12 protein-coding genes, 5 tRNA genes and 1 other RNA gene are annotated in these 15,444 nt (G+C 37.0%); 12 read left to right on the top strand and 6 right to left on the bottom strand.

The features are described from left to right. Positions 1-19: 19 nt before the first annotated feature. The 5 genes from IWA51_RS01175 to IWA51_RS01195 form a co-directional block, all read right to left on the bottom strand. On the bottom strand, positions 20-1,213 hold the full coding sequence (locus IWA51_RS01175) for an ABC transporter permease (protein WP_177528137.1): 1,194 nt from the start codon (positions 1,211-1,213) through the stop codon (positions 20-22). Further along, the gene (locus tag IWA51_RS01180) at positions 1,206-1,883 is read right to left on the bottom strand and encodes an ABC transporter ATP-binding protein (protein WP_177528138.1); all 678 of its coding nucleotides are present in this window, start codon (positions 1,881-1,883) and stop codon (positions 1,206-1,208) included. The genes IWA51_RS01175 and IWA51_RS01180 overlap by 8 nt, the downstream gene beginning before the upstream one ends. Next, on the bottom strand, positions 1,883-2,875 hold the full coding sequence (locus tag IWA51_RS01185) for an efflux RND transporter periplasmic adaptor subunit (RefSeq protein ID WP_198442847.1): 993 nt from the start codon (positions 2,873-2,875) through the stop codon (positions 1,883-1,885). Before IWA51_RS01185 ends, IWA51_RS01180 begins: the two co-directional genes overlap by 1 nt. 159 nt (positions 2,876-3,034) lie before the next feature. Then, on the bottom strand, positions 3,035-4,351 hold the full coding sequence (locus IWA51_RS01190; RefSeq protein WP_198442848.1) for a hypothetical protein: 1,317 nt from the start codon (positions 4,349-4,351) through the stop codon (positions 3,035-3,037). Positions 4,352-4,358: 7 nt separating this feature from the next. Then, on the bottom strand, positions 4,359-4,592 hold the full coding sequence (locus IWA51_RS01195) for a hypothetical protein (protein WP_198442849.1): 234 nt from the start codon (positions 4,590-4,592) through the stop codon (positions 4,359-4,361). A gap of 39 nt (positions 4,593-4,631) precedes the next feature. On the opposite strand from IWA51_RS01195, the gene IWA51_RS01200 reads away from it, so the two are divergent. From IWA51_RS01200 to IWA51_RS12880, 5 genes are all read left to right on the top strand, one after another. Further along, the gene (locus IWA51_RS01200) at positions 4,632-6,260 is read left to right on the top strand and encodes an N-6 DNA methylase (RefSeq protein WP_177528142.1); all 1,629 of its coding nucleotides are present in this window, start codon (positions 4,632-4,634) and stop codon (positions 6,258-6,260) included. Beyond that, positions 6,247-7,737 carry an RNA-binding domain-containing protein gene (locus tag IWA51_RS01205; protein ID WP_198442850.1) on the top strand — a complete coding sequence of 497 codons (1,491 nt, stop codon included), beginning with the start codon at positions 6,247-6,249 and terminating at the stop codon, positions 7,735-7,737. The genes IWA51_RS01200 and IWA51_RS01205 overlap by 14 nt, the downstream gene beginning before the upstream one ends. Beyond that, positions 7,734-8,879, top strand: a complete 1,146-nt coding sequence (locus IWA51_RS01210) for a restriction endonuclease subunit S (RefSeq protein WP_198442851.1) — start codon at positions 7,734-7,736, stop codon at positions 8,877-8,879. The genes IWA51_RS01205 and IWA51_RS01210 overlap by 4 nt, the downstream gene beginning before the upstream one ends. 11 nt (positions 8,880-8,890) lie before the next feature. Further along, positions 8,891-12,229 (top strand): type I restriction endonuclease subunit R, encoded by a 3,339-nt coding sequence (locus IWA51_RS01215; RefSeq protein ID WP_198442852.1) that lies wholly within the window; start codon positions 8,891-8,893, stop codon positions 12,227-12,229. An 84-nt stretch (positions 12,230-12,313) separates the two neighbouring features. Further along, a complete protein-coding gene (locus tag IWA51_RS12880; protein WP_268969396.1) occupies positions 12,314-12,442 on the top strand; it encodes a hypothetical protein in 129 nt (42 codons plus the stop codon). Here the strand turns inward: IWA51_RS12880 and IWA51_RS01225 are convergent. Beyond that, positions 12,427-14,172, bottom strand: a complete 1,746-nt coding sequence (locus tag IWA51_RS01225; protein WP_198442853.1) for an ABC transporter ATP-binding protein — start codon at positions 14,170-14,172, stop codon at positions 12,427-12,429. The two genes, IWA51_RS12880 and IWA51_RS01225, sit on opposite strands and share 16 nt — an antisense overlap. Positions 14,173-14,397: 225 nt before the next feature. Here IWA51_RS01225 and IWA51_RS01230 point away from each other — a divergent pair, with 225 nt between their 5' ends. The 7 genes from IWA51_RS01230 (at position 14,398) to ffs (ending at position 15,431) form a co-directional block, all read left to right on the top strand. Further along, a complete protein-coding gene (locus tag IWA51_RS01230; RefSeq protein ID WP_177528147.1) occupies positions 14,398-14,535 on the top strand; it encodes a hypothetical protein in 138 nt (45 codons plus the stop codon). Positions 14,536-14,694: 159 nt separating this feature from the next. Continuing rightward, positions 14,695-14,779, top strand: a tRNA-Ser gene (locus tag IWA51_RS01235). Between the two features lie 28 nt (positions 14,780-14,807). Beyond that, positions 14,808-14,892 (top strand) — tRNA-Ser (locus tag IWA51_RS01240). A gap of 47 nt (positions 14,893-14,939) precedes the next feature. Next, a tRNA-Arg gene (locus IWA51_RS01245) sits at positions 14,940-15,014 on the top strand. Between the two features lie 34 nt (positions 15,015-15,048). Next, positions 15,049-15,137 (top strand) — tRNA-Ser (locus IWA51_RS01250). Positions 15,138-15,242: 105 nt separating this feature from the next. Next, positions 15,243-15,328: transfer RNA gene (locus IWA51_RS01255), tRNA-Ser, on the top strand. A gap of 4 nt (positions 15,329-15,332) precedes the next feature. Continuing rightward, positions 15,333-15,431, top strand: an RNA gene (ffs, locus tag IWA51_RS01260) — signal recognition particle sRNA small type. The last annotated feature ends 13 nt before the right edge of the window (positions 15,432-15,444 follow it).

Here is a 15,444-nt window from a genome sequence, read left to right on the forward strand (position 1 = left end):
TTTAAACAAAAGTTTTAACTTATTCTCCTGAAAGTGCGACAACAGGATCGAGTTTTGCTGCTTTTGATGCAGGGCTTAATCCAAAGAAAATTCCTACAAAAACAGAAAATACGAATGCAACGATGCAGGACTCTAAGCTGATTATAAAACTTTGCGAGCGAACATATTCTATTACAAAACTTACGATTATTCCAAAAATAATTCCGATGATTCCGCCAAGAAGGGAAATGCTTGCTGACTCTATTAAAAACTGGCGTCTTATTATTGAAGGTTTTGCTCCGAGTGCTTTACGGATCCCTATTTCCTGACGGCGCTCTGTTACTGTTACAATCATTATGTTCATGATTCCTATTCCGCCGACAAGAAGAGAAATTGCGGCTATTGCAGAAAGCATTACACTTATTGATTTTTGAATTGTCTGAATTTGTTCAATCATTGCCTGCATTGACATTACATTTACAGAACCTTCAGTGCCGGTTTTTTTTGTACAGTAAGTTTCTATCTCTTCAAGAAGTTTTGTTGTTCGTGACTTTGATATAGCCTGAACCATGACGGTGGACGCTTTTGGATTGGGCGAGATTTTTTTTTCGTAAAAGCCGCGCGGAATGTAGCAGGACGAAGTTGTATTTTCCATTCCAGAATTCTGTTCCTTTAAAACGCCTGTTACTTCAAAACTGAACCGCACTTTGTTTGTTACAACGAGTACGTATTTTCCCAAAGCATCTCCGTTTGGAAAAAGTGTGGATGCAATGTCACTTCCCAAAATTATTTTCTGCTGTCCCATTACATCGTCGGTTACAGAAAAATAGTCACCGTATTCCAGCTGCATTCCGAAAGTCTGCATGTATCCTGTTTCTACGGCTGTGCATGATGCCGAAGCACTTGTCTGGTCGTAGGAAACTGTTGCAGACAAATTGTTTTCGTACCAGATTTTTTTTATTCCTTCAATTTCACCAAAAAGTTCTTCACGGAATTCTTCGTCAAAATTAATTGTAACTGCACTCCGGTTTCTTCTGAAAAACCCTTTGGTTATACTTACCATGTCCAGTCCTGAAGAACCGAATGTGCCTTCAATTTCCTGCGAGGAACTTTGTCCCATACTCATGATTACAATTACCGACGCAACGCCTATAATTATTCCAAGCAGTGATAAAAAAGTGCGGGTTTTGTTTCTGCGGAAATTTGAAATTGCGTTTAAAAAATCTTCAATCATTTTGAATAAGTCCGTCTAAAATTTTTATGCAGCGGTCGGCACTTTTCCCTATTCCTGGATCGTGTGTTACTATAACAACTGTTGTTCCAGTTTCATTTATTTCGCGGAACATGTGCATTACGGAACGCCCGGTTTCACTGTCCAGTGCTCCTGTTGGTTCGTCGGCAAGTATTATTTTGGGACACGTTACTGTTGCGCGCGCGATGGCAACCCGCTGTTTCTGACCACCGGAAAGTTCGTGCGGTCTGTGGTTCATTCTGTTTTCAAGTCCTACTTTCTTCAATGCTTCGGTGGCTGTCTGCATTCTCTGTGCGCGCGGTATACCGGCGTATCTTAACGGAAGCATTACATTTTCAAGGACGCTCATTGACGGTAAAAGAAAATATTGCTGGAACACGAAGCCTACGGTTTTATTGCGCAGTACTGCAAGTTCATTCTCATTCATTAGAGCAGTTTCTTTCCCGTCAATTTTTACAGTGCCCGAAGACGGCTTGTCAAGGCATCCTATCATGTTCATGCATGTAGATTTTCCTGAACCGGACGGTCCCATTATTGAAACAAATTCTCCCTGTTTAATTTGAAAAGAGACATCCCTTAATGCATAGATTTTTGTATCACCTACAGAATATTCGCGGCGTACATTCTGCATTTCTATAATCACAGCGGCCATTATCTGCCTCCTGGTGGAGGACCATCACGTCTGTTTGTTCCTGAAACTTTGGGAGCCGTCTGTTCAGAAAGAATTTGTCCTTCTGTTAAATTGGCGCTGGTAATTTTTACATATTCTTTTCCGTAAGGTTCCACAGTGATTTTAATTTTTTCATTTGTTCCGTCAAGAATTGCGTAGGCTCCGTTTTTGTCACGGCCGACTGCATTTCTTTCTATAATTAAAAATTCCTGATCGGGACTGATTTTGATTTTTCCGCTGAAAGAAAAATTCGGAAGAACTTCTGCAGGATATTCGTCGATTCTTAAACGCGCTTTTACAATTGTTGCGCCCCTGTCGGTAATTTCACCTATTGCAGGCCATCCTACTACATAACCGTTAACTGTTCCGTCGTAGGAAGGAAAAGTGAATTCCACGGACTGCTGCGTTTTTAATTTTGCAACATCTGTTTCAGGAATTTCTACATCTGCAATAAGATAGCTGGCATCAACCAGAGTTCCGACAGAATCTTTTGCTTCGAGAGAGTCACCTACTGAAACATCAATGTCTGCAATGATTCCGTCGAAAGTCGCAAGAACTTTGCGTTCGGAAATTTTTTGTAAAAGAGAAAGACGCTCTGTCTCTTTAAGGGCAAGTTCTTTTCTTGAACCGCTTATGCGCGTTGTTTCCATTTCGTAGTCATGTTTTGCAAGATTATACTGCTGTGTTGTGTCATCAAGTTGAATTATTGTGTCGCCCTTTTTTACTTTGTCACCCTGTTTTACAAAAACCGCGACGACTGTTCCGTCAGAGAGAGCCTGCAGCGTTTGTTCCTGTGCTGCAGAAACTGTTCCCGAAACACTTATTTCGTTTTTGTAAATTTCTTTTTTTACAATGTATGTTGTCTGCGAAGTTTGCGATGGCGACAATTTGTTTTTTATTGCTGTGATTGAAACTGTTGCTCCAATAAGTATTGCTGAACAAATAATTATGATCGGTATTTTTTTTGATTTCATTTTATATTCCCTCCGATAATTTCTTCGTCGCGCGTAAATTTTAATTTTGTATTATTGTTGTAAATTATCAGATCAATTTGATCCAAAAGACACTGGATGCGGTAATTTTCTTTGTTTACTTCTGCAGTTTTATATTCACTTTCAGAAATTATTCCCTGCTCAAAATGACTTTTTGTATCGGCTTCGAGGTCTGAATAAAGTTTGTATGTTTCTGAATTTTTTTTGCCGGCTCCAAAGTATGTCTTCAAGTTCGCTGTTCTGTGAAATAATTGATGTAATGTAATTGTTTCGTGCAGATTCAACGGCTATTTTTTCCTGGTCTTCGGAAATTACTTTTTGCCGGTCTGTAATTTTTTTTGTGCGGAATTTATTCGGGTTAAGACCAAGTGAAAATTTGTATGATGGATTTGCCGCATCGTCTGTTGGAAAATAAATTCCTGCGCCAAGAGTGAGTGCCGTTTCGTTCAGTGTGAGTGCAGCCGTTGCATCGATTGTGTCTGATTTTGTATCTGTAATATCATTTGCAAAAGTGTAACCTGCGCCGGCTTTTAACGTAAGACTTTGATCTGCTTTGCGCTTTAAACTGTTTATGTTCAGATTCCAGAGGGCGGTTTCTGTTTCTGTAAATGTATTTTTGTCAAAGGCTCCTGCTTTTACCGGCTGTACTTCAGGAATTTCTTTTGGAAGAAAATCTGCCGCATCTGTTATTGAAAGGCCGCATTTTAAAGCAAAGATTCTTGTATTGTGTTCAAGTTCGTGGCGGTAAGATTCTATTTTGTGTTCATCAGAAAGAAGTTCCAGTTTTGCAAGCCTATATTTTGATGAAACTGAACTGTATCCCTGAGCTTTTATTTTTTCAAATTCAATTGTATCTTCATATAAATCTTTTTGCGCAGTTACGATGTCGGCTTTTGTTTTGTAAAGACTGCGCAGTTCTTCGTAAAATTCTTTTTCGGCAGTAAGGAATCCATTTTGAAGGGCGCGTTTTGCTTCGAGTACCTTGCGCTCAGATTCCATGAGTTTTATTTTTCTTTCAAGCCTTGCGCCTGAAAATATATTTGCTTCAAGTAAAATCTCTGTTGAATCTGCATTCATTTCGTTGTTGCTGAATTCAATTGATGACGAAAATGAAAGATTAAGGTTTGAGGCTTGCGGTACTGTAAGTGATGCCTGTGGTTTTGAAGAAAAAACAATTGTTCCGTAACCGTTGTTGTCTGTGCCCGAAGAATTCGCCGTAGAAATTGTTATGCTTCCTGTAGAAAGGGAGACAGCGATTCCGTTTTCTATTAGAGAAGATTTATTTTCCAGCTCCTGATTCTGAACTTCCGAAGACAACTTGAGCAGTGTGAGATTTGTGCGCAGGTAACCGGAAAGAAGTTCTTCTACGGTTTTTGTGTTCTGTGCAAATGATGCAGAAGTAATTATTGTGTTTAGTATAAGAGCTGTAAATAAATTTTCCCATACTGAGTGTTTCATGAGAAAATTATATATCTATTTGACTTAATTCAGAATTAATAAAACGATAATTTTTTGTTCTGTAAGAAGATATAACGCTATATTCATGAATTGCAGGTGCCCTGCAGACAGGCACAACAGAAAGTTTAAAAACAAATGCTGTTAAAAGTCCGACAGGAACACCGATTGCCCAAGTTCCGATTAAGTCAATTATCATTATTAAAAAAGTTTCAAATTTGTGATATAATGGATTTAATGGCATATTAATGTTTTAAAACATATCGTTGGAGATTTATAAAAAATGGCAAAAACTAAAACAGAAAAACCACTTAATATAGATGACATTCTTTTTAAATGTCGTGATATTCTTCGTAATGCAAAAAACTCTGGTTCATTCTTTGAAAAGCGCGATATGATGCTCACTCTTATTTTTCTTCGCTTTATCGGAGAAAAGTTTGATGACGGAATTGAAAATCTTAAGAAGGATCTTATTGCTCGTGGTATGGATATTAATGATCCGAATGTAAAAGCTGCTTTTATTGATGATCCGACTTTTACAGATGGAACTTTCTATCTTCCTGAAGAATCCCGCTGGAGCACAATTATCAATACTTCTGCCAGCGGTTTGAACGTTGCTCTTGATACGGCTCTTCGAAGTCTTTCCAATTCAAGTGAACAACTTAAAGGTTGTTTTGTTGAAGGAACTTTTACTGCAAGAAATCTTGCTCCAAACGACATAAAGCAGATTATTGATGAAGTAACAAAAATTACTCACAAACAGTTTGGAACTCAGCGTGATCTTATCGGTTATGTTTATGAATACTTTCTTAAAGAATTTGCCGTAAATGCTACAAAAGAAGACGGAGAATTCTATACTCCTCATGACGTTGTAGAACTTATTGCAAGTTTTATTCAGCCGTTTGACGGAACTTTATACGATCCTTGCTGTGGTTCCGGCGGTATGTTTGTTCAGTCTGCAGCACTTATTGAAGCAAAAAAAGGCGACATCAGCCGTATCAATGTTTACGGACAGGAAAAAGAACCTGCAACTTATCGTCTTGCAAAAATGAATCTTGCTTTGCGTGGTATCAGCCACAACCTTGGCGAAGAAGCGGAAAATACTTTTCGTCTGGATCTTCATAAGGGAATTTCATTTGACTACATTATGGCAAATCCGCCGTTCAATCTTAAAAACTGGTTTGATGCAGATACAATGAAAACAAATGACAGCCGTTGGGCCAGTTATGCTCTTCCTCCAGAAAGCAATGCAAACTATGCATGGGTTCTTCATATGTTAAGTCATCTTAAGCCAAAGAAGGGTGTTGCCGGTTTTTTACTTGCAAACGGTGCTTTGGGTGATGCAGATGGAACAGCTCCGGTTATCCGCCAAAAGCTTATTGAAAACGATAAAGTTGAAGCAATCATTATTCTTCCAAGAGAACTGTTCATTACAACTGATATAAGTGTTTCTTTTTGGATTCTGAACGAAAACAAAGAGGGTGGAAAATACCAGGACAGAATTCTCCGTAATCGCAAGAATGAAATTCTTTTTATGGATTTACGCAGTTGGACAGGTGATGAATGGAATAACGGTGTAAAAAACATGCAGAAAAAAAAGTATGCTCTTACAAGTGAACAAATTTCAAAAGCTGCAGAAATCTACCACAAATGGCAGGAAGTTGGAACTGACGGCTTAAATTACGCACAGCCTGAACTTTACAAAAGTGTTGGACTTGAAACTCTTAAAGCAAACAATTACTCACTTGTTCCAAGTCGTTACATTGAATTTGTAGACCGTGACAGTAACATTGATTACGATGCAACCCTCAAAGAAACAAGCAAAACGGTAAGTGAACTTTTGAAGGCTCATGAAAACAATACAAGTAAAATCAAAGCTGCATTTGAAGGACTTGGATATGAATGCAAGTAAGAAAGAAAGTCTGGATAGAATAAGACAGATTGGAGAAACTGTTTCTGTAGAATTTAAACGCTGTGGTGGAAATATTGAGCATGATGTTTATGAAACTGTCTGCTCGTTTTCAAATAGGTTTGGGGGAGATATTTATCTTGGTATTCTGGATGACGGAACTGTAAACGGTGTTCCAGAAAAAACTGCGTCGTCGATGGTAAAAAATATCATTACAGTTTTGGCAAATCCGAATCTCTTTTCGCCAACTTTAACCCTTGACCCGGAAATTATAACTTACGAAAAGAAGACATTAATTCATATTCATGTGCCTGTTTCTGGTGAAGTAATAAGTTTTAAGAAAGTTATTTACAATCGTGTAAATGATTCTGATGTAAAAGTTACATCAACGACAGATATTGCCCAAATGTATATTCGCAAACAGGAAATATTTACAGAGCGAAAAGTTTATCCTTATGTTCATTTTGATGATTTACGATTGGATTTACTTCCTCTTGTAAGGACTATGGCGAAAAATAATTCTTCTGGAGTTCATCCGTGGGAAAAGATGACTGATGCGGAACTTCTTAAAAGCGCCGGGCTGTATACAGAAGATAGGGTTACGGGCGAAAAAGGATTTAATCTTGCCGCGGTTATGCTTCTTGGAAAAGATGACGTTATTCGTGATGTGGCACCAGCTTATTCTACGGATGCTTTACTCAGGAAAGTGAATGTTGACCGTTATGACGACAGACTTATTGTTGATACGAATTTGATTGAAAGTTATGACCGTCTTTTCGAATTTGCAGTGAAACATCTTTCTGATAAATTTTATCTTGAAGATGGAAAAGTAAGACTTTCGTTAAGAAATATTATTGCCCGAGAAATGATTGTTAATACTTTGATGCACAGAGAATTTATAAGTGCGTATCAGGCAAAATTCGTAATCGAAAAAGACAGAATGTATGTAGAAAATGCCAACCGTGCAAGAAAAGATGGGCTTATTACACCGGAAAATTTTGAGCCTTATGCAAAAAATCCGTTGATTGCTTCATTTTTTAGAAATATTGGTTATTCCGATAAGCTTGGTTCTGGTGTGAGAAAACTATTTAATTATTCTTACAAATATTCCGGTGCTGATCCTGAATTTATGGAAGGGGATATTTTTAGAATAACAGTACCTCTTAATGATGATTTCTCGTGGGATGCACAGAATAATGTTCGGACAAGTGAAAGTGCAGAAAATCCGACTATAAATCCGACTATAAATCCGACTTTAAATCCGACTTTAAATCCGACTTTAAAGGATTTGGATAGATTAATAATTCAAAAAATCAAAGAAAATCCGAGTGTGACATATTCTGAATTAAGCGAAGTTTTGGGAAAAAACAGAGATACAATCGCCGAACATTTAAGGTTTTTGCAGGAAAAAGAATTTGTTGAGCGTATTGGCTCTAAAAAGAACGGAATCTGGCAATTAATAGAAGGTAAAACTCGATGAGAACACATAAGATTGAACATGCACCAATGGTAAGACTTGGGGATTTGATAGAACTTTGTGATGAGCGTAATAGCGAAGGTAAATACGGAATTGATGATGTTCGCGGAATTAGTATTGAAAAAAAATTGATTTTTACAAAAGCTGATATGAATGGCGTTTCCTTAAATCCATATAAAGTAATGCAGCCTAATGATTTTTGTTATGTAACTGTAACTTCAAGAAATGGTGGAAAAATTTCTCTTGCAATGAATGATACTGATTCAACATTTATTCTTTCCTCGTCATACATTATTTTTCGTTCAAAAGATGAAAACATACTTTTACCAGAGTATTTGTATTTACTTTTAAGCAGAACTGAATTTGACAGATATTCACGTTTTAATTCCTGGGGAAGTGCTCGTGAAACTTTTGACTGGTCGGAAATGTGCCGAGTTCAAATCCCGCTTCCGTCAATTGAAACACAAAAAGAACTTGTGGCGGTTTATAACGGACTCAAAGAACTCGCAGAAGAAAACGAAAAACTCTTAAAACCTCTGGAAGAAAGCTGCCAGGCATTTATTGTGGACTGCAAGAAAAAGTATCCGTCCAAAGAATTAGGAAATTATATAGAAGAATGTGACGAACGAAATGAATCTGGAAAATATACATTGGACGATGTTCGTGGAATTAGCAATTTAAAAGAACTGATTGAAACAAAAGCAGATATGAATGGAGTTTCTTTAACTTCATATAAATTATTAAAACCAAAAGAGTTTTCTTATGTTTCCGTAACTTCAAGAAATGGAGATAAGATTTCTATAGCTATAAATAATACAGAACAGACCTTTATTGTTTCTTCCTCTTACATAAATTTTAAAGTATATAAAAATGATGAATTGCTACCTGAGTTTTTGTTTACTTTGTTGAATCGTGATTCTTTCAATTTATATTCTCGATTTAATTCCTGGGGAAGTGCTCGTGAAACTTTTGACTGGTCGGAAATGTGCCGAGTTCAAATCCCCGTTCCACCGCTCGAAATTCAGCAAAAAATCGTAGACCTCTATAACTGCTACGAAGAATGTAAACGCATTTCAACTACAGCTCGTGAAAAAATAAAAAACTTGTGCCCTGCATTAGTGCAGAAAGCAGCACATTCAGAGTAGAGGTAACCTTTATGCCAAAGTTAAAACAATATAATGGAAGATTTTGTGAATATGATTTTGAAAATATCTTCATTCAGTATCTTGAAGATGCAGGGTGGACTTACCAGGCTGGGGATGATGTTGCCCGTTCAAAACTGGATGAAACACTTATTCTTGATGATTTAAAATCATTCCTCAAAAACACAAATCCCGATTTAGCAGAAGACGATATAAATCAGATAACTGACTCTATGCGACTTATCGGCGGTCAGTCTCAGTTTGAAACTTTGCACAAAGCCTATAACTTTTTTGTTGACGGAATGCAGTACACTCCTTTAGATGGAATTGCCAGGACTATCAACTTTATTGATTTTGAAAAACCAGAAAAAAATATTTTCAAAGTTGTTAATCAGTTCACGGTTGAATATGTAAATAATAACGAAAAGAAAAATCGCCGTCCAGATATTTTGCTTTATGTTAATGGTTTTCCACTTTGTATTATTGAACTAAAAAATCCTGCAGACGACAAAGCTACAATTCACGATGCTTTTGAACAGATTACAGTCCGCTACTGGCGTGATATTCCTCATCTTTTGCATTATTGTCCTCTTGCATGCATTAGTGACGGAGTGAAAACAAGACTTGGAACTGTAAAAACTCCGTATGAGCATTTTTATACATGGCGCCGAATTAATGACAATGAGTCGATTGCAGATTCTTCTTTAGATGAATTTGAATGCTTGGTTTATGGTGTTTATGCTCCGGATCGGTTCCTTGAAATTTTCAGAGATTATGTATACTTCCAGGATAAGATTTTTGATTCAAATGAAGTTGAAATTGTATGCCGTTATCCGCAATTTTTTGCAACAAGACTTTTACGAGAAAGTATAAAAAAATCTGTAGTTGAACATACTGGAAAAGGTGGTACATATTTTGGTGCTACCGGTTGTGGAAAAACTTACACAATGGCTTTTCTTGCCCGTCAGCTTTCTCTCAGATGTCAGAAAGAACTTGGTTCTCCAACAATTTTAATGATAGTTGACCGTGATGATCTTCAAAAACAGGGAATCAAATTATTTGGAAAATCAAAAGAGTTTTTGAGTCTTGGTGAAGTAAAAGTTGTAAAGACTCGCAAAGAACTTCGCAATGAATTAAAAACCCGAGAATCTGGTGGATTCTACATCACTACAATCCAGAAGTTCTGTGACAGGAAAGATGACCCGATTGGCGAAATAAATACACGCAGCAACATTATCTGTTTTAGTGATGAAGCTCATCGTACTCAGCTTGAAAATGCAAAACAGATTAAGTTTACAAAAGATGCTGACCAGAACATGAAAGCGTTGATTTCAAAACCGTATGCAAAAGTTTTGAGAGAAGCACTTCCAAATGCAACTTTTGTTGGTTTTACAGGAACTCCGATTGATGAAACTTATCAGACTTTTGGTGAAGAAATTGACCGCTATACAATGGATCAGGCTGTAGCCGACGGACTTACAGTTCCAATTAAATATCATCCTCGAATTGCAAAAGTTCTGGCAGACCCTGCAACTGTTGCAAAAATTGAAGCCTATTACAAAAAATGCGCAGACGACGGTGCCACTGCCGAAGACATAAAGGCAAGTAAAGAAGCTATGAGTTCCATGGAAGTTATTCTTGGAGAAAAGGGGAGACTTTCAAAACTCGCCATTGATATTCATGATGACTTTACCAGCCGATGTGAAAAAGATCCGGAACGTGTTCAGAAAGCAATGATTGTTTGTGCAAACAGGAAAATTGCCTATGATCTTTTGTGTCAGTTCAAAGAAAAGTATCCCGAATGGTTTGTTGAAAAAAAGCACCCGGACGGAATGATTGTAAAACCAGAGGTCTTTTCTGAACTTGAAGAAATGCCGTGTATCGCTATGGTTGCCAGTGTTGGGGCCAATGACAAAGAAGATATGTACAACTATCTTGGTGGCGTAAAGAACGATGAACGCAGCGATAAACTGGACGCAGCTTTTAAACAGCCAGAGTCAAATCTTCGTCTTGTTATCGTTGTTGATATGTGGATTACTGGTTTTAGCGTAGATACTTTGACTTATATGTATAATGACAAGCCTCTTCAAAAACATGGTCTTATTCAGACTATCAGCCGAGTAAACAGAAAATATCCTGGCAAAAATTTTGGTCTTATCATTGACTATATTGGTATCCGCGACAATATGCTTGAAGCTATGAAAGTTTATGGTGGTGGAAGCGGAGGTGGTGGGCCTTCTGGAGATGATATCGAACAGGCAACAGAAATCTTCCGTGAATATTTAGAAATTGTAAAATTACTTTTCAGGGAATTTGACTTAGAACCATTCATTGATCCGCATACAACAGATATTCAGCGTTATAAACTTTTGAACCTTGCTGCAGAATATGTTTATAAATCGACAGAAGAATTAAATCTTGAAAATAAAGGAACAAAAGCTGCCAAAAAAGTTTCTTTTAAAACATATTTCTTGAATACTGTAAAACGTCTTAGAGCAGCATATGATATCTGTCAGCCATCAGGAGAACTTTCAGACGAAGAATCTGCTTTAGCCCAAAGTTTTATGGCAATTGCGGGATTTGTCCGAAAAATGAGTGGATCAACTGATTTGGACACAGATTCAATGAATAAGTATGTTTCTACGATGGTTGAAGAAGCTCTTAAGTACAGTAATGTTGAAAGTATTCTTCAGGAAGGAGATCAGATAGATATCCTTGGTCCAGAATTTCTTGATCGGTTGGCTGATATAAAAATGCCGGCCACTCGCCTTGAAGTTCTTATGAAACTTCTTCGCAAGAAGATTACTGAATACGGAAAAGTAAATAAAGCTTCAGCAAAAAAATACAAAGAAATGCTGGATGAAACAATTGCCCTATATCATGACAGAAGAAAACAGTTGTCAGCCAAAGAAGCTGGTGATACACAGGATATTACTGCAGATCAGATTATAAAAAATGCAACAATCCAGGCAGAAAACATTCTTAAAGAATTGAACGAAGATAAAGAGCGTTTTAGAAAACTTGGGCTTACATTTGAAGAAATGGCATTCTACGATATTTTGATAAAAATGCGTGATGAAAAGGACTTTGAATACGGTGAAGATGTTTTTGATGCTGATGCAGGCATAATGGTAAACAAAAAAATCCAAAAACTTGCAAAAAAGATAAAGGAACTTATTGATCTTAAATCCAGTTTTACAGACTGGTTGAATAACATTAATGTTCGTAATCAACTTAAATCCGATATTAAGTTTTGTTTGTTTGATAACGGATATCCACCAATTTATTCACAGGAAGTGTTCAATCAGGTAATGGATCAGGTAGAAAACTATAAAACATTTGAGGAAGAATAAAAAGATATTTTTATTGCCGGATTTGACGACAATCTTCTTTCAAAACAGACAAATCCCGCACTTACTACAGTTGCACAAAATTACATGGAACGCGCCAAACTTTCTGTAGAACTTCTGGAAAAGATGCAGCGTAAAGAAGAAGTTTTTCATGAATACAGTCTTGAACTGGAATTGATTTCACACGGAACAACTTCATCTTATAACGGAGCATAAAGTTTTGCATAGGCGCCGTTTTTTGCAAGTAATTCTGCGTGTGTTCCTGTTTCTAGAATTTCTTTTTCGCCTACAACGGCTATGCAGTCTGCGTTTTGAATTGTAGAAAGCCTGTGTGCAATAATCAAAGTTGTTCTTCCTTTTGAAAGTGCATCGAATGAATGCTGGATTTTTATTTCTGTTGCTGTATCAAGTGCGCTTGTTGCTTCGTCCAGAATCAGTATAGGAGGATTTTTCAAAAAACATCTTGCAATCGAAACACGCTGCTTCTGTCCGCCAGAAAGTTTTATTCCGCGTTCACCTACAATTGTGTCATAACCGTTCGGCATTTTTAAAATGTCTTCGTGAATTTCTGCTTTTTTTGCTGCTGCAATTATTTCTTCATCAGTTGCGCCGATTTTTCCGTAAGAGATATTTTCTTTGATTGTTCCTGCAAATAAAAATACATCCTGCTGGACAACACCTATTTGTTTACGCAAAGATTTAAGTGTAATGAGTTTTGTATCAATTCCGTCGAGCAGAATTTTTCCTTCAGTAATATCATAAAAACGCGGAAGCAGATTACAGATTGTAGATTTTCCGCCACCAGAAAGTCCCACGAGCGCAAACTTCTGTCCCGAATGAATATCAAGATTTATATTTTTTAAAACTTCAATTCCGTCTGTATACGAAAAACTTACATTTTCAAATTTAATGTTTCCGCGCGAAAAAGAAATTTCTTTTGCACCTTGTGATTCTTTAATTGAAGTGTCAACTTTCATAATTTCAAGAAAGCGTTTAAAGCCTGCCATTCCGGTTGTAAACTGTTCAACAAAAAAAGTAAGCCGCCTTATCGGAGAAGAAAAAGCCTGAATAAAAAGATTTGCAGCCACCAGATCAGAAATAAGCATTTTCCCATTCATAATAAAAAAGCCGCCAAGAACCAAAACCAAAAGGCTCAAAAGATTCATAAAAAATTCTACATTGGAATGAAAGTTTGACATATTTTTATAAAATATTTTTTTTGCATTCAGAAAATTTTTGTTTTCATTTTCAAAACGCTTTTTTTCGTATTCTTCATTTGTAAAAACTTTTGTAACACGAATGCCCGAAATGCTAGATTCAAGATTTGCGTTAATTTCAGAAGTTGTTTCTTTTACATTTTTGGAAGATTCAGAAAGTTTTTTGCGCGATAAAATCGTAACTAAAATTGTAAGCGGAACAAAAATAAAAACTATAACTGCAAGTTCAACGCGGATTTTTAAAAGTAAAACAAATGAACCGATTAAAGTTAAAATTGAAATCAAAAAATCTTCAGGACCGTGGTGCGCAAGTTCTGTAATTTCAAAAAGATCAGTTGTCGCGCGGCTCATTAGTTTTCCTGTTCTGTTTTTGTCATAAAAAGAAAAACTCTGTTCTTCAAGATGAGAAAAAACATCACGGCGCATATCAGTTTCGACAAGCACTCCAAAATAATGTCCCCAGTAATTTACAAACCAGGTGAATAATTTTCTTAGCAAAAAAGTTGCAAAAATCGCCAGGCAGAAAACTGCAAAGAATTTAAAGTTCTGATTCGGAATAATCGAGTCAATTGCATATTTTGTTACAACAGGAAAAGAAATATCAATCAGCGCAATCAGCGTGGCACAAATCATATCAAGTACAAAATATTTTAAATGCGGCCTGTAATAAGAAAAAAATATTTTTAACGGATTTGAATTATAAAAAGAAGAATCTTTTTTTGTTGTCATAATGCTGTCATTATAGAAGAAAAATTAAATTATTAAAAGAAGTAAAAAGAAAATAAAAAGTGGCTGTTTTTGGTGTAAAATTATGCTGTTTTTATGCGATGCAATTCTTTTGGAGGAAATATGAAAAAGAGAAAAACAGCTTTTTGTTAAGCTCGTGAATTTATTGTAACTGTATTTTTTATTCCGGCTTCGATTTTTGCCGGATGTCAGAAAGACAATACAATTGTGGTTTTTTATACAAATGATGTGCACTATGCAATCGAAGAAAATACCGGTTATGCTGGACTTGCAGAATACAAGGATTTACTTCTTGAAAAAACACCTTATGTTACGCTCGTTGGACTGTTCAGGGTGATCTTGTAGGAACCATTTTACAGGGCGAATACATATAAGAATTCATTATATGAACAGGTGCCTCGTTCTAAACTCAATTATTTTAAAAAAAATAAAAAAAACTACATACAAAGCTTTTCTTCTATTGACATATTATTGTCTTTTATTATATAATCTGAATACATTCATGGAGCGATGTCTGAGTGGTCGAAAGTACCTGTCTTGAAAACAGGCGTGTCGAAAGATACCGGGGGTTCGAATCCCTCTCGCTCCGTACCTAAAACAAAAGTATTTAGGAATTTGGAGGCGTGGTAGAGCGGTAATACAACGGTTTGCTAAACCGTCGGTTCCTAAAGGGCCGGGCAGGTTCAACCCCTGTCGCCTCCGCTACTAGAACAAGGCTTTCTTGCTTTAGCGGCAGAATCTTGTTTTATGAGACTATAGCTCAGCTGGATTAGAGCATCACCCTGCGGAGGTGAGGGTCGCACGTTCGAATCGTGTTAGTCTCGATAAGTTTTACAGGTTTTTGAATTTCGATTGTTTGGAAAGATGCGAGAGCGGTCGAATCGGGCGGTCTCGAAAACCGTTAAACTCTTTTAAGGGTTTCGGGGGTTCGAATCCCCCTCTTTCCGCTCATTATTTCCTTCTTGCACAATTGCCGTACATTGACTAGTTTTCTTTTTTAGCGTTAGATTCTTTGTAGGGATTTCTTAATTCAAAAAGTCCTGTATTTTTTTGGAAAGATGTCCGAGTGGTTTAAGGTACACCCTTGGAAGGGGTGCGTACCCAAAAGGTACCGGGGGTTCGAATCCCCCTCTTTCCGTTGAGCCCAGATGCGCTGCACGCAACTGTTAGAAAACCCCGCCAGATCCGGAAGGAAGCAACGGTATCTTTCGTGTTGCGGTGCCGGTGATTATCTGGGCTCTTTTTATTTGCCTG

Source organism: Treponema peruense (assembly GCF_016117655.1).
In the GTDB taxonomy this organism is placed as follows: Bacteria; Spirochaetota; Spirochaetia; order Treponematales; family Treponemataceae; genus Treponema_D; species Treponema_D peruense.